We start from the raw sequence: 18,522 nt of genomic DNA, 5'->3' as shown, positions 1-18,522 counted from the left end.
GATCTCAGCGTTTCGCCGGCGCCCAGGAGGGGCGGCGTTTCTCGATGAAGGAGGCGACGCCCTCGCGCCCTTCGGGGCCCATCAGGCATTCGCCGAACCCCTGGCCGGCGAGCGCGCGCTGGTCGGCGCGCGACAGCCGGCGCGAGGAGAACAGCAGCCGCTTGGTCCAGGCGTTGGCGTTGGGCGCGGCGGAGAGGATGTCGGCCCGCCACGCGGCCTCCTGCGCCTCCAGCCCCGCGGCGTCCGCCACCACCGCGTCGGCCACCCCGATGCGCCCGGCCTCCCGCCCGTCGAAGCGGGCGGCGGTCAGGGTCAGGCGGCGGGCGGCGGCGAGCCCGACGCGCTCCACCACGAAATGGGCGATCTGGGCGGGGGGGAAGCCGAGCCGCGTCTCGGTCAGCGCGTATTTGCTGTCCGCCGTCACCGCCACCAGGTCGGCGCAGCACACCATGCCGAGCCCCCCGGCCATGGCCGCGCCCTCGACCAGCGCGATCACCGGCTGGGGGGCCTCGTTGATCAGGTCGTAAAGCTCCCCGCCCTTGGCGTTGGCCGCGGCCGCCGCCGCCACGCCGCCGTCGCCGCCCTGCAGGTCCGACTTGAACCCCTTGAGGTCCCCGCCCGAGCAGAAGGTTCCGTTGGCGCCGCGCAGGGTCACGCCGCGCACGGTCCGGTCGTCGGCGATGGCGTGGAAGGTGGCGGTGATCTCGTCGGCCATCTGGTTGGAAAGTGCGTTGCGGCTCTCGGGCCGGTCGAGAAGGATGGTCAGCCATCCCTCGTCAAGCGTCAGGCGAAGGGTCTCGGTCTTGGGCAGCGTGGTCATGAAGCGGGTCCGGTTCCGGTGAGGCTGTCGGCGAGCGCGCGGGGCACGGGGATCGGCATGTCGAGCAGAAGCTGCGCCCAGGCCTTGGCCTGCGGGTCGTTGCGCAGGCTCGCCACGCCGCCGCCGCCCAGCGCCTCGTGCAGCAGGAAGTTGATGGCGGGTGGGCCGGGCAGCAGGAAGCGGTCGACCCCGCCCGTCACGAAATGGGCGAAGCGGGCGGCCACGACCTCGGGCGTCAGGGCGGCCCAGAGCCAGGGCAGGTATTCGGGGCGCCGGGCGATGATCCCGATATTGGCCTTGTCGCCCTTGTCCCCCGACCGCCCCCAGGCCAGCGCCATCAGCGGCACGGCGGCGTCGGCGGGCTCGGTCGGGGCCGGGGGCGCCGGGGGGCGGACGATGTCGGCGGCGGCGAAGACCGTCTCGGGCGGGGCGGGCAGGGGGACGGGCGCGCCCTCCAGCAGCACCTCGGCCGGGACCGCCTCGCGCGGGATCACGAAGGAGAACAGCCGCAGCACCGGCGACGGCTTCGGCCGCCCCCCCGCGAAGCCCGACAGGCCCGGAGGCCCGGCGAGCCCCAGGCCCGTCACCTCCTTGATCAGCAGCCCGATCCCGGCCTTGTCCGGATGCCGCGCGGCCAGCTTCAGCACCACTTCCCGCGGCGCCCCGGCCTGGCCGAAATCGCCATACTGGCTGTCGGCGCCGATGACCTCGATCGAGGTTTCCGAGAAATCCCCGAGATTGGAGGCCCGCAGCGCGCCCTGCGCCCGGGTCAGCGCCGCCGCCCCGAAGGCCCGCGCCTTGCGGTCCGATCCCGGCCCCGCGAAGGTCCACAGCATTCCGCCGCGAAACCCGTCCATCCAGGTGCAGGAGACCTTCAGCGTCGCCGGCCCCGGCAGGCCCTTCGCCCCGGTCACCCGGACCCGGTCCGGGGCGATCTCCTCCAGCCGCACGGCGGAGAAATCGCAGGCCACGTCAGGGACCAGGTAGGCCTGCGGGTCCCCGATCTCGTAGAGCATCTGCTCGGCCACCGTCCCGACCGAGACGCGGCCCCCCGTCCCCTCCGGCTTGGTCACGTCGAAGGTTCCGTCGGGGGCGATTTCGGCGACGGGATAGCCGATGTCGGCCATGGTCCCCGCGATCTCCTCCCAGTCGGTGAAGTTCCCCCCGGTCGCCTGCGCCCCGCATTCGAGGATATGGCCCGCGAGCGTGCCGGCCGACAGCCGGTCCCAGTCCTCCGCCCCCCAGCCGAAATGCGCCATGCACAGGCCCAGCGTCACGGCGCTGTCGGCGACCCGCCCCGTGATCACGAAATCCGCCCCCGCCCGCAGCGCCGCGGCGATGGGCGCGGCCCCGAGATAGGCGTTGATCGAGGCGATCTTCGCGGGGTCCGGGAAGGGCGCGCCCGAGAACATCTCATGCGCCTCCAGCGTGTCCGCCTTCGCCACCAGGTCGTCGCCGGAGACCACGGCCACCTTCAGCCCCAGTCCTTCCTTCGCGATCAGGTCGCGCACGGCGTCGGCGCAGGCCTCGGGGTTCATGCCCCCGGCGTTGGAGACGATCCTGACCCCCTGCCGCGCGATCTCGGCCAGGTTGGGCTTCAGCACCGCGGTCACGAAGTCCCGCGCATAGCCCATCGCGGGGTCGGTGGCGCGGGCGCGGGCCATGATCGAAAGCGTGATCTCGGCGAGATAGTCGAAGACGATGGCGTCCACCGCCCCGGCCTTCAGGAATTGCGGCGTGGCCATGCCGCTGTCGCCCCAGTAGCCGGTGGCGCCGCCGATGCGCAGCGGCGTGGCGGGGGCGCTCATGCCGGGGCCGTCCCGCCGGCGGCGGTCAGCGGCAGCTCATAGCCCTCGAACGCGTCGCGGATCTTCAGTTTCCAGATCTTGCCGGTGCCGGTGCGGGGCAGCTCGTCCAGGAACTCCACCGCGTCGGGCAGCCACCAGTCGGCGACCTGGCCGCGCAGGAATTCGATGACCTCCGCCCCGGTCACGGTCGCGCCGGCGCGCCGCGCGCAGACCAGCAGCGGACGCTCCTGCCATTTGGGATGCGCGATGGCGATGACCGCGGCCTCTGCGATCTCCGGATGGCCCATGGCGGCGTTCTCCAGCTCGACCGAGCTGATCCACTCGCCCCCCGACTTGATGACGTCCTTGGAGCGGTCGGCGATCTCGATCTGCCCGTCGGGGTGCAGGATGGCGATGTCGCCGGTGTGCAGCCAGTCCTTCATTTCGCCCGGCCGCCTGCCCTCGGGATCCTCGCCCAGCTTGAGGTAGCCGCCCGCCACCACCGGCCCGCGCACCAGCAGATGCCCGCGCGACACGCCGTCGAAGGGCACCGGGTTCCCGTCATCGTCCTCCAGCCGGTATTTCGTCGCGAAGGTCCGCCGCCCGCCGAACTGGTAGCGGTCGAGTTTCTCTTCGCGCGACAGGTCCGCCATTCCCCCGATCAGCGCCATGCGCGACGAGCCCAGCGTCTCGGTCATCCCCCAGCCCTGCATGGGTTCCACGCCCAGATCGAACAACGCCGCCTGAAGCGCGCGCGGCGGCTTCGCGCCCGACATCACCGTGGCGCGCAGGGTGGAGAAGGTTTTTCCGTGGTCCTTCATCCAGTTGACCACGATCATCCAGATGGTCGGCACGCCGAAGCACAGGGTCACGCCCTCGTCCTCCAGCAGGTCATAGAGCGCGGTGGCGGTGAAATCCCGCCCCGGCAGCACCAGGTTCGCGCCCATCAGCGGGGCCGAATACGGGCCGAACCAGCCGCCGCCATGGAACAACGGGGCGAAGGGCATGAAGGTCTCGGTCACGCCGGAGCGGAAGCCCGAAATCGTGTCGCCGAGCATCATGAACACCACCGACAGCACGATGGAGCGATGCGAATAGACCACCCCCTTCGGGTTCCCCGTGGTGCCCGAGGTGTAGCAGATCATCGCCGCCCGGTTCTCGTCGAACTCCGGCCATTCGCCGCCGCCGGGCTGGGCGGCGAGGATCTCCTCGTAGAACTCGACGCGGGCGAGGTTCAGGTCGTCGGGCAGCGCCTCCCGCGGTCCCATGAAGATCCAGCCGCGCACGGTGGTCAGCTGCGGGGCCACGGCGCGCACCAGGTCGATGCAGCCGGCGTCGAAGGCGAACCACGCGTCCTCGGCGTGGTTGATGATGTAGACGAGCTGGTCCTCGTAGAGCCGCGGGTTGATGGTGTGCAGCACCGCGCCCATGCCGGGCACGCCGTAGAACATCTCGAAATAGGCGCGGGTGTTCCAGGCCAGCACGCCCAGCCGCTCGCCCTCCTGCAGGCCCAGCGCCTCCAGCCCCTGCGCCAGCTTGCGGGCGCGGTCGCGGGCCTCGGCATAGGTCTCGCGGGCGACATGGCCGTCGAGCTCGCGGCTGACGACCTCGCGCTTCGCGTGGCTGTCGGCGGCGTAGTCGATGAGGCCCGAGAGCAGCAGGGGCGCGTCCATCATCATGCCGAGCATGTCGTGATCCTCCCATCCCGGGCGCCGCCGAGCCGCTTTCCGGGCTTTTCCAGCGCCGACGCCTTCGGGAGGAATCGTAGCGGGGCGGCGGGACGGGCCGCTTGCGTAAACGGGGGGAGGGGGGCGGGGGGAGGGGGCGGCGTGGCCCTGCATCGCCAGACTTGGGCTACGCTGGCGGAGATGACGGGTTCCGAACTTTCGGTTGGTCCCGGGAAGATGCGATCCGTGACAATTCGTTCGCCGCCAGCTTCGCCGGGGCGGGAGCGCTTTTTCGCTTGGCGTCTGAAATTCGAAATAAAATCGGCTTGCGCAGCGCATCCATTTTGGGGGGAGAGTGCCGAATTGACTAAAGATTGGTCTGTAGCAGAATGTAAAAGCACGATCAGGGTCCCTTGGGGCCCAGATTTGCGATGGGAGATATGTGATGGCTGATCGGAAAAATGTTGAAATCGACGCGCGGCTGGCGGCGATCGAAGCTAGTCTTATGGTCCAGGATTCGGTGCTGATAGAGCTGGTTAAATGGCTTTCACAGACGCCTGAAGGTGATGCCTTTAGAGAGTCGATGAGTATTCAACTCGAAGCGGAAGCGAGCCGGTTCGCGTCATTGCCGACGGATGAAGCTGGGCGGTTCCCGGAAATTTCCAGCGCATTGAGGGGTATGGCGATCGCATTAAGCGCCCCCACTCCTTCCCAACCGGAGCCGGGAGCCGCAATTCCCGACCTTCGTCTTGTGAAGAACGAATGATCGTTCGGGCGCCGAGCGATCGCCAATTCCGAGATGGCGCCCTTGTTTCCCGCGCGAACGGGCAGCACTCGGGAAAGCAATACGCGGCGTCGCTATAGCAGCGGCGCGGCTGATGCGCCGACCTGTCAGTGAGGCCGTTCTCGCCTGACCGGTGCGCTTGCGCCGCCCGACGCCCCCCTCTCCACGCAAGCGCCGCCGCGCCCGCGCCGCGCATCATCCTGCCGCCGCAATCCGCAGGAGACCCCATGCCCCGCCCTTTCCAGACCGAGGAACGCCAGGCCTTCCGCGACCAGGTCATCCGCTTCGCCAGGACCGAGCTCGTTCCCCATATCAACGACTGGGACGAGGCCGGCGCGGTCCCGTGGGAGCTGCACCAGAAGGTCGCCGCGCTGGGCGTCTTCGGCTTCGGCATCGACGAGAAATGGGGCGGGCTGGGCTTTGACGACGCCTTCATGCGCGCCGCCTGGGCGGAGGAGGTGGCGCGGCGCTGCTCCTCGGGCGTCATGGCCGCGGTGGGCGGGCGGGGCATCTCGCTCGACCCCATCGTCAAGCTGGCGGACGAGGAGACCAAGGCCCGCATCCTCCCCGACGTGATCGCCGGCCGCACCGGGTCCAGCCTCGCCATCACCGAGCCCTCGGGCGGCTCCGACGTGGCGGGGCTGCGCACCAGGGCCGTGCGCGACGGCAACCACTGGGTCATCTCGGGGCAGAAGGCCTATATCACCGGCGGCATGAAGGCGGACCATTTCGTCGTCGCCGCCCGCACCGGCGGCCCGGGGATCGAGGGCGTTTCGCTGTTCCTCGTCCCCTCCGACGCGCCGGGCTTCTCGCGCATCGCCATGGACCGCAAACAGGGCTGGTGGTGCGCCGAACAGGCCCTGCTGAGCTTCGACGAGGCCCGCGTCCCCGCCTCCGCCATGCTGGGGGAGGAGAACCGCGGCTTCGCCTCCATCATGTCCAACTTCAACCTGGAGCGGCTGACCCTGATCGCCCAGTCGCTGGGCATGATGAAGGGGGTGCTCGACCAGTCCATCGACTGGGCGCAGGAGCGTCAGACCTTCGGCAAGCCGCTCATCAAGCACCAGGTGATCCGCCACAAGATCGCGGAGATGTCGGCCCGCGTCGACGCGCTGGAAAGCTGGGTGGACCGGCTGTGCTGGGAGATCAACGAGGGCGAGATCCCGGTGGCGGGGCTCGCCAAGGCCAAGTTCCACGCCACCAAGTCGCTGGAATACGTCGCCTCGGAAGGCATGCAGATCATGGGCGGCGCCGGCTACATGCGCGGCAACCTGATCGAGCGCGTGTGGCGCGAGGTGAAGATCCAGGCCATCGGCGGCGGGTCGGAGGAGATCATGCGCGACCTCGCCGTGCGCCAGATGGGGCTTTGACATGACGCGCGGCGACGCGACGAGGGCGGCGTCGGGCGCGCGCCCCGCCGCGGGCGGCCGTCCCGCGGCGATCTTCGCCCCCGGAGAGGCCCCCGAGGCCAAGACCCACGATGTCCGCGACCGCAAGCGCCGGTCCTTCAAGGAGACCGCTCGATGACCCCGATCCTCCCGGCCCGCGACGGCATCGACCCCGCCACGGCCCGTCGCACGGGCGCCGTCACCGTCTGGGAGATGTTCTTCGAGCGCGCCTCCGAGGCCCCCGACGCCGTGGCGCTCGACCTCGGCGACGCCGTGCTGACCTATGGCGCGCTCGCCGCGCGGGCGACGGCCCTGCACGGGCATCTGGCGGGGCGGGGGCTCGCGCCCGGCGACCGGGTGGCGATCCTGTCCGAGAACCGCGCGGAATATGTCGAGGCGCTGATGGCCTGCGCCCGCGGCGGCTTCATCCTGTGCTGCCAGAACTGGCGGCTGGCGGAGGCGGAGCTGGCCCATTGCCTCGGCCTCGTCGCTCCTCGCGCCACGCTGGCCTCGCCGCGCTACGCGGAGCTCGCCGCCCGCCTGGCCTCCGCGCCGCTGACCTTCGGCGCGCCTTACGAGGCCGCGCTCTCCGCCGCGCCCGAGGCGCCCGCCCCGCCGGATCTCGACCCCGAGTCCGGGCTGGTGATCCTCTACACCTCCGGCACCACGGGCCTGCCCAAGGGCGCCCTGATCTCCCACCGCGCCGAGATCGCGCGGGCCATGTGCGGCGCCACCGACCTGCATGTGGAACCCGACGAGGGCTTCGTGGCCTGGGCGCCGATGTTCCACATGGTGTCCACGGACTCGGTCTTCGGAACCCTGATGCAGGGCGGCCGCATCTTCGTCACCGACGGCTTCGACCCGGACCGGCTCGCCGCCATCGTCACCCGCGAAAAGCTCGGCCGCCTGACCCTGATGCCCGGCATGATCACGCCTTTCCTCGATGCGCTCGACCGCAACGGGGGCGACCCGGTGGGCGTGCGCTATGCCGGCGTCATGGCGGACCTGGTGCCCCATGACCAGCTCGTCGCCGTCACCTCACGGCTCAACGCCCCCTATCTGAACACCTTCGGCTCGACCGAGACCGGCTCCGCCCCCGCCTCGCGCGGGCGCATCGGGATCGGGGTCGCGCCGACCACGCTGGACAAGCGGCAATCCTCCTGGTCGCGCCTGCGCCTGCTGGACGAGGACGGAAACGACGTCCCCCCGGGCGAGCCGGGAGAGGCGGCGGTGCGCGGCCCCGGTCTCTTCTCCGGCTACTGGGGGGCGCCGGAGGTCAACGCCAGGGATTTTCGGGATGGCTGGTTCCGCATGGGCGACGTGTTCACGCGCAACCCCGACGGCACGCTCAGCTTCGTCGACCGCCGCAAATACCTCATCAAGTCGGGCGGAGAGAACATCTACCCCGCCGAGATCGAGCGCGTCCTGCTGGCCGACCCCCGCATCATCGACGCCGCCGTCGTCCGCCGCCCGGACCCGAAATGGGGCGAGGTCCCGGTGGCCTTCGTCGCCGCCCGCGACCCCGCCCTGACCGAGGCCGCGGTCATCGAGCTCTGCCGCGCCGCCATCGCCCGCTACAAGGCGCCCCGCGCGGTGCGCTTCGTGGCGGAGGCCGAGCTGCCCCGCTCCGCCACCGGCAAGATCAAGCGGCACGAGCTGGAAGCCCGGCTCGCCGCCGAACCCGAAACCGCAACCGCCTGAGACCCCACCGTCCAGGAACCCGAGGGAGACCCCATGCCCAAGCTTCTGATCGAGAAGGCCGACCACATCCTGCGCCTGACCCTGAACCGTCCCGAGGTGAAGAACGCGCTCGACCCCGAACTGCTCTGCGGGCTCGCCGACGCCTTCGTGGCGGCGCGCGACGACGACGACGTGCGGGTGGTGATCGTGCATGGCGAGGGCGACGTGTTCTGCGCGGGCGCGGATCTGGGCAAGCTGATCCCGCTGATCTCCAAGTCGAAGGAGCCCGCGGACGACTTCGACCGCCGCTACATCTCCGAGCCCAATCTCGGCGACAAGGGCCTGCTGCGGAACTTCGACGTGGAAAAGCCGGTGATCGCGGCGATCAACGGCCATGCCATCGCGGGGGGGATGGAGCTGGTGCAGGGCACCGACCTGCGCATCGCCGCCGACACCGCGAAATTCGGCGTGCAGGAGGTCAAATGGGCGATCTTCCCCGCCGGCGGCTCCACCGTGCGCCTGCCGCGGCAGCTGCCCTACGCGCGGGCCATGGAACTGCTGCTGACCGGCGATCTGGTCACCGCCGAACAGGCCTATGAGATGGGTTTCCTCAACCGCGTCGTGCCCCGGGACAAGGTGCTGGACGAGGCCTATGAGCTCGCCGGCAAGATCGCCCGCAACGGCCCGCTGGCGGTGAAGGCGATCCGGCAGTCGGCCCGCGCCTGTCTCGGCCGGCCGGAGGCGGAGGCGATGGACATGGAGCGCAAGTTCGCCGCCCCGGTCTTCGCCTCGGAGGATGCGAAGGAGGGGCCGCGCTCCTTCCTCGAAAAGCGCCCCGCGGTCTACAAGGGCCGCTGAGGCTGGCGGCGCTCGGGGGCGGGCGCGAGCCCGACTCGCACCGCGCTTGATCCACACCGGGCCGGGGGCCTCGCGCCCCCGCGCCACCCCGCAGGGCGGGGGCGAACCCGCCGTCCCGACGGTCCCCTCCTCAGGCCAGCGCCCGCAACCCGCCGCGCAGGTCCCCGGGCCCGGCCTCCGCCAGTTCCGCGTCGACGGCGCCGTGAACCTCCGTCCAGATCGGCACGGCGGCGGCCAGCGCCTCCGCCCCCGCCCCGGTCAGCTTCAGCAGCCGCCCGCGTCCGTCCTTCGGGTCGGGCAGGCTCTCCACCCATCCCCGCTTCCGCAGGGGTTTGAGGTTGGCGGTCAGCGTCGTGCGGTCCATGGCCAGCAGCCGCGCGACCGACCCGAGATTCGGCGGCGCCGGCCGGTTCAGCGACATCAGCAACGAGAACTGCCCGCTGGTCAGCCCCACCGGCTTCAACGCCGCATCGAAGCGCCGCGCCAGCGCCCGCGCCGCGCGCTGGGCGGCCAGGCACAGGCAATGGTCGCGCACATGCAGCGTGGTGGCGAAGGGCACCGGTCCGGCCTCGGTCGCGGCGCGGCTCGCATCGGGGGGCGTGCGGGGTTTTGACATGAGCTGATTATGTTGATATCAACCTAAACAGTCAAGCGCCTGCGAAGGCGGCCGCGAGTCGCGGTCCGGGGGATGGCGCGACGGGAGGAGAAATCCGATGTCCTATTTCGATGGCTTCGTGGTGGCGGTGCCGAAGGCGAACAAGGCCGCCTATCTCGCGCTGGCCGGGATGGCCGCCCCGATCTTCGCCGAGTTCGGCATGACCCGCATGGTCGAGGCCTGGGAGGATGACGTCCCCGACGGCGAACTCACCGATTTCCGCCGCGCCGTGAAGGCGACGGCGGAGGAGGCGATCGTGTTCTCCTGGTGCGAATATCCCGACCGCGCCACCCGCGACGCCGCCAATGCAAAGATGCATTCCGACCCGCGCATAGCGGAGATGATGGACATGCCCTTCGACGGCAAGCGCATGATCTATTCCGGCTTCGCGCCGCTGGGGCCGATGCCGGAGACGATCCCCGCCGGCTATGTGAACGGCTGCCTGATCCCGGTGAAGACCGCCGACCGCGCCGCCTTCGAAGCCAGCGCCGCGAATATCGACGCCGTGTTCCGCGACGCCGGCGCCCTGCGCAGCACCGACGGCTGGGGCGATGACCTGATGCGCGGCGAGGTCACCGACTTTCTCCGCGCCATCGCGGCGGAGGAGGGCGAAACCTGCGTGTTCTCCATCGTCGAATGGCCCTCGAAAGCCGCCCATGACGCGGGCTGGCCCAGGATCATGGCCGATCCGCGGATGCCGAAACCGGGCGATCCCATGCCCTTCGACGGCCGCCGCATGGTCTTCGGCGGCTTCACGCCGATCTTCGACACGCTGACGAAAACCGCGTCTGCGGCGGAATAGCGGGCGCAGGATCGGGGTCGGCGGGCGGGCGAGGCGGGCGGCGCAGCCGTCCGCGAGTCCCGACCCCGACCCCGCCGCTCCCGGTCGGGCACGCCGCCGGTTCCGGCAGGCCGATCCGGCGGCGCTGCGCCGCGTCCGCCCTCTCCCGCGATCCGCGCAAGCGGGGTTCCGGAACCGTTCGCTAGGCTCCCTTCCATCGCAGGCCCCGTCAGAGAGGCCGAAAGGGAGACGCCGCCGCCCATGCCCCGAATCGAGACCGCCCTCTCGCCCGCCGCCGAGGCCCAGGCCGCCAACCGCGCCGAACTGCTCGCCGCCCTCGACCGCCTGCGCGTGATCGAGGCGCGCACCCGCGCCCGCTCCGCCGCCGCCGGCCCCCGCTTCGCCGCCCGCGGCCAGCTTCTGCCGCGCGAAAGGGTGGCCCTGCTGCTCGACCCCGGCCAGCCGTTCCTCGAACTTTCCACGCTGGCCGGCTATCGCTGCGACACGCCCGACGCGGACAAGAGCATCGCCGGCGGCGGCATCATCGCGGGCATCGGGGTGATCCGCGGCGTGCGCTGCATGATCAACGCCTCGGACAGCGGCATCGCGGCGGGGGCGTTGCAGCCCTACGGGCTCGACAAGGCCCTGCGCGCGCAGGAAATCGCGCTGGAGAACCGGCTCCCCTACGTGCAGCTGGTCGAAAGCGCCGGCGCCAACCTGATGGCCTACCGGGTCGAGGATTTCATCCATGGCGGCTCGACCTTCCGCAACCTCGCGCGGCTGTCGGCGGCGGGCCTTCCGGTCATCACCGTCACGCACGGGTCTTCGACGGCGGGGGGCGCCTACCAGACCGGCCTTTCGGACCACATCGTCATGGTCCGCGGCCGCACCCGCGCCTTCCTCGCCGGTCCGCCGCTGCTGAAAGCCGCCACCGGCGAAGTCGCCACCGAGGAGGAGCTGGGCGGCGCGGTCATGCACACCACGGTCTCCGGCCTCGGCGACCACATGGCCGAGGATGACCGCCACGCCATCGGCATCGCCCGCCGGATCGTCGACGATCTCGGCTGGGACCGGGTCGCGCCCGCCGAACCGGCCCCGGCCCCGGCCTGCGACCCCGAGGACATGCTCTCCGTCATGCCCTCCGACCATCGCCGCCCGGTGGACATGCGCGAGGTCATCGCGCGCTTCGTCGACGGCTCCGAATTCGAGGAGACCGGCGCCGGCTACGGCCCCGCCACTGTCGTCGGGCGCGCGCGGGTGGAGGGTCAGCAGGTCGGCATCGTCACCAATAACGGCCCCCTCGACGTCGCCGGCGCCAACAAGGCGACCCATTTCATCCAGGCCTGCTGCCAGACCGGCACGCCGATCCTCTACCTCAACAACACCACCGGCTACATGGTCGGCCGGGCGTTCGAGGAAGCCGGCATGATCAAGCACGGCTCCAAGATGATCCAGGCGGTGACCAACGCCAACGTGCCCCAGATCACCCTCTATTGCGGGGCCAGCTTCGGGGCCGGCAATTACGGCATGTGCGGGCGCGGCTTCGCCCCCCGCTTCTGCTTCGCCTGGCCCAACGCCCGCACCGCGGTGATGGGGGCCGAGCAGGCTTCGGGCACCATGGAGATCGTCGCCCGCGCCGGCGCCGCCCGCAAGGGCGTGGAACCCGACGAGGACGCGCTGGCCGCCCAGACCGCCCGCATCACCGAGATATTCGAGAGCCAGATGGACGTTTTCCACACCTCCGCCCGCCTGCTGGACGACGGCGTGATCGACCCGCGCGACACCCGCGCCGTGCTGGCGCTGGCCCTGCGCATCTGCGCCGAGGGCGACGCCCGCGCCCCGCGCCCCGTGCAGTTCGCGGTGGCCCGGCCATGAGCGCGCCGCGCCCGACCCCCTTCCGCCGCCTCCTCGTCGCCAATCGCGGCGAGATCGCGCTGCGCGTCATGCGCACCGCCCGCGCCATGGGGCTGGAGACCGTCGCCGTCTATTCCCAAGCGGACCGCGACGCCGCCCATGTCCGCGCCGCCGATTTCGCGGTGGCCATCGGCCCGGCCACCCCGCGCGAAAGCTATCTGAACATCGCCGCGATCCTCTCGGCCGCCGCGGTCTCGGGCGCCGAGGCGATCCATCCGGGCTACGGGTTCCTGTCCGAAAACCCCGACTTCGCGGAGGCCTGCGCCGCCGCCGGGCTGGTCTTCGTCGGCCCCTCCGCCGCGGCGATCCGGGCGATGGGCGACAAGGCTTCGGCCAAGGCCGCGATGACGGCGGCGGGCGTGCCCTGCGTGCCGGGCCATGACGGGACCGACCAATCCGAAGCCGCCCTGACCGCCGCCGCCCGCGACGTCGGATTCCCCCTGATGATCAAGGCGGTCGCGGGCGGCGGCGGCCGCGGGATGCGGCTGGTGGAGGCCGCGGCCGACTTCCCCGCCGCGCTGGCCTCCGCCAGGTCCGAGGCCATGGCCGGCTTCGGCGACGACCGCGTGTTGCTGGAACGCGCCATCCTCCGCCCCCGCCATGTCGAGATCCAGGTGTTCGGAGACCGCTTCGGCGCCGCCGTCCACATGGGGGAGCGCGACTGCTCGGTCCAGCGCCGCCACCAGAAGGTGCTGGAGGAAGCGCCCTCGCCCGCCGTGACCCCGGCGCTGCGCGAGGCGATGGGCGCCGCCTCCGTCGCCGCGGCGAAGGCCATCGGCTACGAGGGCGCGGGCACGCTGGAATTCCTGCTCGACGAGGCGGGCGGCTTCCACTTCATGGAAATGAACACCCGTCTCCAGGTCGAGCATCCGGTGACCGAGGCCATCACCGGCCTCGACCTCGTGGAATGGCAGCTCCGCGTCGCGATGGGAGAGCCCCTGCCGCTGACGCAATCCGATATCCGCCTCACGGGCCACGCCATCGAGGCGCGGCTCTGCGCCGAGGATCCCGAAGCCGGGTTCCTCCCCCAGACCGGGCGCGTGGCGCTCTGGTCCGCCCCGACCGGTCTGCGGGTCGAGACGGCGCTGGAGACGGGGACGGAGATCTCGCCGCATTACGACTCCATGGCCGCCAAGCTGATCGCCTCCGGCCCGACGCGGGAGGCCGCCCGGCTGGCCCTGATCGCAGGGCTGGAACGGACGGCGGTTCCGGGGCTCGCCACCAACCGGGGGTTCCTGGTCCGGGCCCTCGCCCATCCGGACTTCGCGTCGGGCGAGGCGCGCACCGACTTCTGCCCCCGCCTCGGGGCCGCGCTCACCGATCCGGACCCGGACGCCGCCGAAGCCCTCGCCCCCGCCGCGGCCCTGCTGGTCCTGCTCACCGCCGCGCCCCTGCCGGCGGAAGGCTTCCGCGCCCACCCGCTCGCCCATGGTTTCGCCGCCCCGATCCGCTTCGCGATGGGCGGCGCGACCCGCGAGGCCGCCATCGCCCGCGACCGCGCGACCGGCGACTGGTCCGTGACCCTGGGCGACGCCGCGCCGGAGCCCGTGGCGGTCGTCTCTCTCACCCCCGGCGCCGCCGCCCTGCGCTGGCGCGGCCGCACGGCGCGGCTCGCCTGGGCGCGGGACGGGGAGCGGATCTGGATCTCTGCGGGGAGCGTGGACCTGGCGCTGACCGACCTCGCCCACGCGCCCGCGAAAACCGCCGAGGACGGGGCCGATGACGGCGTGCTGCGCGCCTCGATGACCGGGCAGGTGGCCGCGGTCCATGCGGCGCCGGGCGAGACCGTCGCCCCCAACGCGCCGCTGGTCACGCTGGAGGCGATGAAGATGGAGCATGTCCAGCGCCTGCGCGGCGGCGGCCAGGTCGCCGAGATGCTGGTGAGCAAGGGCGACCAGGTCTCCGCCGGGCAGGTGCTCGCGCGCCTCGCGCCCCAGGCCTGAGGCGGAAACGTGAAGGCGCGCGCGGACCGATACGCAGGGCAGGGGGGCGCGGCGCGGCGCTCAGTGCGCCGCCGTCGCCCCCTCCACGATCTCCAGCTCCCGCGAGCCCTTGAAGATCGACCGCGGCGTCAGCCCGTAGATCCGGCGGATCGAGTGGCTGAAATGCGTGCTGTCCGGATAGCCCAGGTCCAGCGCCACATTGGTCAGCGTCTCGGGGCTGGTGACATGGCGCAGCAGCGCCCGGCCCCGTTTCCACATCCGGCAGGAGCGGAAGCGCAGCCCGGTCTCACGGGTGAAGAGATGCAGGAAATGCGAGGTCGAAAGCCCCGCCTCCATCGCGCAATCCTCCGCCGCCACCGGCTGGTCGGCGCCCAGGTCCCGCAGCGCCCGCGCCGCGCCCTCGACGCGGGTGTCGAGATGCCGGCGGGTCAGCGGAGCCCCCAGCAGCAGGGCGTCGAAATCCTCGGTGGAAAAGCCCGACAGGTCCTCCGACCCATCCAGCCGCCGCTTGGCGTCGGCGATGCGGGCATGCATCCGCGCGGCCTCCTGCGCGTCGAGCGTGCGGCGCGCCAGGGCGTCGAGCTCCCCCGGGGCCACGGTTTCGGGCTCGATCACCACCGAGCCGATCAGGTTCGCCTCCGCGGTGATCCGGTGGCGCACATGCGGCGACACGGCCGCGATGCGGGTGCGCCGCTTGGGGCCGTCCTCGATGGCGATTTCGAAATCTCCGACCGGGGCGGTGTAGATCGCGAACCCCCCCAGCTGCCTTTCCTTGCCGGTATTGCCGAGCAGACCGTTGTAGAACACCCGGTCCGGCCCGACGAGCATCACGTTCGGATTGCCCTCCGCCAGCATCTTCATGCGCGTCCTCCCCGCGGCTTGCGCCCCGCCGCGGTCCGGGCGCGTCGCCCGGCCCGTCTGGGGCCGATGGGAGGGAGGGGTCGTGACGCGCGCAGGCGCATCCCGCGGGGACAGGGCCCCCGCGTTCTCGTCTCCTCCCCCGAGGTCGGCCGCGGTTGATCCGCGTGCCTTTCGCCCGCCCCATGCCGGGCGGCGCGTGGATTCCTCAAGGCGGCATCCCGGGACATACTCGGGAGAATGTCAACGGAAAACGACGGTTTGAAAAAACTTGCTGGCTGACCATGAAATGCGTAGCGTCGGACCATAAGGAGGCGACCCGAGTCGCCCCGCATAGCGACTCAGGGAGGAGTCTCCAGATGACCAAGACCCGTTTCGGCGGCGTTTTCGCCGTGCCCGCGGCCGCCGCGCTGCTCTGCGCCACCGCGCTTTCCACCCCCGCCCCGGCCCAGGCCGAAGAGCTGCGCATCGCCGTCGGCATGTCCGGCTCCAGCGCGCTGGTGCGCGGCATGTATCAGTTCGCCGACAACATCGAGGCCAATACCGACGGCGCCTATACCGGCAAGATCTTCGAGGCCTCGCTGCTGAACTTCGCCGAGTCGATGACCGGCCTGCGCGACGGCATCGCCGACGGCGCCTTCGTGGTGCCCGCCTATCACCGGGCCGAGTTTCCCAACACCAACCTGGTGGGCGACCTCGCCACCGCGACCACCGACCCGGTGGTGATGGCCGGCGCGGTGAACGAGTTCATGTTCTCCTGCGCGCCCTGCCTCAAGGAATACGCCGACCAGAACCAGGTGTTCCTCGGCATGGTCGTGACCGGGCCCTACTACATGATGTCGGTCGATCCGCTGACCACGCCCGAGGATTTCTCGGGCAAGAAGATCCGCGGCTTCGGCCCCTATGGCCGCTGGGTCGACGCCATGGGCGCCACGCCGGTCGTGCTCTCGGCCAACGACATCTACGAGGCGATTTCCCAGGGTCAGCTCGACGGCAACACCCACGCCCCCGAGATCCTGCAGTCGCTGTCGCTGGGCGAGGTCGTGGACTACCTGCTGAACGAGCCGATCGGCCTGTTCAACGGCAACTCCATGTACACCGTGAACAAGGACCTGTGGGGCAATCTGGGCGATGACGACAAGCGCGCCTTCCTCGAGGCCGCCGGCTCCGCCACCGCCTGGGCGACCGTCACCTACCTTCAGGACAACGCCAAGCTGCTGGCCGACCCCGCGTCGGTGGGCGTCGAGCTGGTCGAGCCGTCCGAGGCCCTGCACGCGGCTTCCGTCAAGTTCCGCGAGGACGACATCAAGACCGTCGCCAAGGACAACATGGAGAAGCACGGCATCGCCGACGCCGAGGCCCAGGTCGCCCGGATGCTGGAGCTGATCGCCAAGTGGGAGGGCCTGCTGGCCGGGATCGACGCGGGCGACATCGACGCGGTGGCCGAGCTCTACAATGCGGAGATCTTCTCGAAGGTCGACGCCGCCGTCCTGAACTGAGCGGGTCTCCGACATGACCCTGATCGGCCGGCTGCTCGGCTGGCTCATCGTCGCCGCGACCTTTCTGGGCGCGGCGGCGGTGATCCTGATGATGCTTCAGATCGTGGCGGACGTGGCCCTGAAGAACCTGATCTCCTGGCCGATCCCCCTGACCTCCATCCTCGTGGCCAACTACTACATGCTGTTCGTGGCCTTCGCGCCGCTGGCCCTGGCCGAGAAGCTCAACCGTCACATCTCGGTCGAGCTGGTCTTCGCGCATCTCTCGGCCTCGTGGAAGCGGGCGCTGGGCGGGATCGTGGCGCTGGTCTGCGGACTGGGCTGCGCCGGCATCGCCTGGCGGCTGTGGTTCGAGGCGATGAAGAAATTCCGCTCCGGCACCTATATCCAGGAGCTCGACATCAACATGCCCACCTGGCCGGGCTATTTCGTGCTGCCCATCGGCTTCGGCCTGTTCGCCGCCGTGCTGCTCTATCGCGCCGCCTCCGCCGTCACCGGGATCTCCGGCGCCATGGGCGAGGTCCCGCTGGACCAGCCGGCCGACGCCGCCGAAGCGCCCGACGAAACCCGCGGGGTCTGAGCCATGGGCAACGAGGTCATCGGCGTCTTCGGACTGGCCCTGCTGGTCATCCTTCTGCTGCTGCGCGTGCCGGTGGGGCTGAGCCTGATCGGCGTCTCCTTCGGCGGCGTCTGGATCCTGATCGGAGAGCGGCCCGCCTGGGGCATCCTCTCCGCCGTCCCCTACGATTTCGCGGCCAAGTGGACGCTGTCGTCGATCCCCATGTTCCTGCTCATGGGCTTCGTGTGCTACCATGCGGGCCTCACCCGCGGGCTGTTCGAGGCGTGCCGAAGCTGGATGGCGCGGCTGCCCGGCGGGCTGGCCATCGCGTCGGTCATCGGGTCCGCGGGCTTCGCGGCGGTCACCGGATCGTCGGTCGCCTGCGCCGCCGCCATGGGCCGCATCGCGGTGCCGGAGATGCTGCGCGCGGGCTATGACAAGGGCCTCGCCACCGGCTCCATCGCCGCCGCGGGCACCCTGGGGGCGCTGATCCCGCCCTCCATCCTGCTGATCCTGTTCGGCGTCTTCGCCGAGGCCCCCATCGGCAAGCTGTTCATGGGCGGCGTGGGCGCGGGGCTGGTCACCGCCATCCTCTATATCGCGGTCATCTGGATCCGCGCGGCTATCGACCCCGCCTGCGCGCCGCGGCTCTCCACCCGCCCGCCGCTGGCCGAACGCATCGCCCACCTGAAGGAGACCTGGCCCGTCCTCGCCCTGCTGATCGTGGTGATCGGCGGCATGTTCGTGGGCCTGTTCACCGCGACCGAGGCCGGGGCCGTCGGCGCCTTCGCCTCGATCGTCATCGCCTGGTCCAAGGGCTCGCTCACCGGGCCGGCGATCTGGGCCGCGGTGCAGGAGACGCTGACCACCACCGCCGCGCTGTTCCTCATCGCCATCGGCGCCAACCTGCTGACCCGCTTCCTCGCGCTGTCGGGATCGGGAGAGCTGATCGCCCAGGCGGTGATCGGGCTGCAGGCGGACCCGCTGATGCTTATTCTGGGCATCTCGGCGCTGTATCTCTTCCTCGGCATGTTCCTCGACCCGATCGGGGCGATGCTGCTGACCCTGCCGGTGCTGCTGCCGGTCCTGCGGGCCGAGGACATCGACCTGATCTGGTTCGGCGTGTTCCTCGCCAAGTTCCTGGAGATCGGGATGATCACGCCGCCCGTCGGCCTGAACGTCTTCGTCATCAAGGGCGTGGTCGGCGACGACGTGAGCCTGACCAAGATCTTCCAGGGCATCCTGTGGTTCCTCGTGGCCGACGCCATCGCGGTGGCGCTGTTCATCGCCTTCCCCGAGATCATCACCTGGCTGCCCGAGCTGATGGACTGA

At 70.9% G+C, this 18,522-nt stretch carries 15 protein-coding genes; 10 read left to right on the top strand and 5 right to left on the bottom strand.

The window, feature by feature from the left end; translation table 11 throughout:
* Positions 1–4 precede the first annotated feature (4 nt).
* The 3 genes from BLV24_RS13080 to BLV24_RS13070 are packed head-to-tail and all read right to left on the bottom strand — an operon-like array spanning position 5 to position 4,295.
* Complete coding sequence (locus tag BLV24_RS13080) at positions 5–820, bottom strand: enoyl-CoA hydratase/isomerase family protein (protein WP_092682439.1); 816 nt, start codon at positions 818–820, stop codon at positions 5–7.
* On the bottom strand, positions 817–2,628 hold the full coding sequence (locus tag BLV24_RS13075; RefSeq protein WP_092682437.1) for an acyclic terpene utilization AtuA family protein: 1,812 nt from the start codon (positions 2,626–2,628) through the stop codon (positions 817–819). Before BLV24_RS13075 ends, BLV24_RS13080 begins: the two co-directional genes overlap by 4 nt.
* Positions 2,625–4,295: a long-chain-fatty-acid--CoA ligase gene (locus BLV24_RS13070; RefSeq protein ID WP_092682435.1), complete on the bottom strand. Its 1,671-nt coding sequence runs from the start codon at positions 4,293–4,295 to the stop codon at positions 2,625–2,627. The genes BLV24_RS13075 and BLV24_RS13070 overlap by 4 nt, the downstream gene beginning before the upstream one ends.
* A 424-nt stretch (positions 4,296–4,719) precedes the next feature.
* Between BLV24_RS13070 and BLV24_RS21615 the strand changes: the two genes are divergently transcribed.
* From BLV24_RS21615 to BLV24_RS13055, 4 genes are all read left to right on the top strand, one after another.
* On the top strand, positions 4,720–5,040 hold the full coding sequence (locus tag BLV24_RS21615; protein WP_143040311.1) for a hypothetical protein: 321 nt from the start codon (positions 4,720–4,722) through the stop codon (positions 5,038–5,040).
* A 245-nt stretch (positions 5,041–5,285) separates the two neighbouring features.
* Positions 5,286–6,428, top strand: coding sequence for an acyl-CoA dehydrogenase family protein (locus tag BLV24_RS13065; RefSeq protein WP_092682433.1), 1,143 nt, complete (start codon positions 5,286–5,288; stop codon positions 6,426–6,428).
* A gap of 153 nt (positions 6,429–6,581) precedes the next feature.
* A complete protein-coding gene (locus tag BLV24_RS13060; protein WP_218133407.1) occupies positions 6,582–8,147 on the top strand; it encodes a class I adenylate-forming enzyme family protein in 1,566 nt (521 codons plus the stop codon).
* A 33-nt stretch (positions 8,148–8,180) separates the two neighbouring features.
* Complete coding sequence (locus BLV24_RS13055; RefSeq protein ID WP_092682431.1) at positions 8,181–8,984, top strand: enoyl-CoA hydratase-related protein; 804 nt, start codon at positions 8,181–8,183, stop codon at positions 8,982–8,984.
* A 130-nt stretch (positions 8,985–9,114) separates the two neighbouring features.
* Here the strand turns inward: BLV24_RS13055 and BLV24_RS13050 are convergent, their stop codons facing one another.
* Positions 9,115–9,600: a MarR family winged helix-turn-helix transcriptional regulator gene (locus tag BLV24_RS13050; protein WP_092682429.1), complete on the bottom strand. Its 486-nt coding sequence runs from the start codon at positions 9,598–9,600 to the stop codon at positions 9,115–9,117.
* Positions 9,601–9,697: 97 nt separating this feature from the next.
* Between BLV24_RS13050 and BLV24_RS13045 the strand changes: the two genes are divergently transcribed.
* From BLV24_RS13045 to BLV24_RS13035, 3 genes are all read left to right on the top strand, one after another.
* A complete protein-coding gene (locus BLV24_RS13045; RefSeq protein WP_092682427.1) occupies positions 9,698–10,441 on the top strand; it encodes a DUF1428 domain-containing protein in 744 nt (247 codons plus the stop codon).
* Between the two features lie 240 nt (positions 10,442–10,681).
* Entirely contained in the window at positions 10,682–12,295 is a 1,614-nt protein-coding gene (locus tag BLV24_RS13040) for an acyl-CoA carboxylase subunit beta (protein ID WP_092682425.1), read from the top strand.
* A complete protein-coding gene (locus BLV24_RS13035; protein ID WP_092682423.1) occupies positions 12,292–14,277 on the top strand; it encodes an acetyl/propionyl/methylcrotonyl-CoA carboxylase subunit alpha in 1,986 nt (661 codons plus the stop codon). The genes BLV24_RS13040 and BLV24_RS13035 overlap by 4 nt, the downstream gene beginning before the upstream one ends.
* Positions 14,278–14,337: 60 nt before the next feature.
* On the opposite strand, the gene BLV24_RS13030 is transcribed toward BLV24_RS13035, so the two are convergent.
* Positions 14,338–15,138, bottom strand: coding sequence for a helix-turn-helix transcriptional regulator (locus BLV24_RS13030; protein ID WP_092682421.1), 801 nt, complete (start codon positions 15,136–15,138; stop codon positions 14,338–14,340).
* 356 nt (positions 15,139–15,494) lie between these two features.
* Between BLV24_RS13030 and BLV24_RS13025 the strand changes: the two genes are divergently transcribed.
* From BLV24_RS13025 to BLV24_RS13015, 3 genes are read left to right on the top strand one after another with little or no spacing between them, the layout of a single operon-like run.
* Positions 15,495–16,634 (top strand): C4-dicarboxylate TRAP transporter substrate-binding protein, encoded by a 1,140-nt coding sequence (locus BLV24_RS13025; protein ID WP_176954740.1) that lies wholly within the window; start codon positions 15,495–15,497, stop codon positions 16,632–16,634.
* 13 nt (positions 16,635–16,647) lie between these two features.
* Positions 16,648–17,211: a TRAP transporter small permease gene (locus BLV24_RS13020; protein ID WP_092682417.1), complete on the top strand. Its 564-nt coding sequence runs from the start codon at positions 16,648–16,650 to the stop codon at positions 17,209–17,211.
* 3 nt (positions 17,212–17,214) lie between these two features.
* Positions 17,215–18,522: a TRAP transporter large permease gene (locus BLV24_RS13015; protein ID WP_092682415.1), complete on the top strand. Its 1,308-nt coding sequence runs from the start codon at positions 17,215–17,217 to the stop codon at positions 18,520–18,522.

Origin of the sequence: Albimonas donghaensis (assembly GCF_900106695.1) — a bacterium.
GTDB lineage: Bacteria > Pseudomonadota > Alphaproteobacteria > Rhodobacterales > Rhodobacteraceae > Albimonas > Albimonas donghaensis.
Note: the sequence above shows the minus strand (reverse complement) of the source record. Positions and strands in the feature narration are given on the sequence as shown.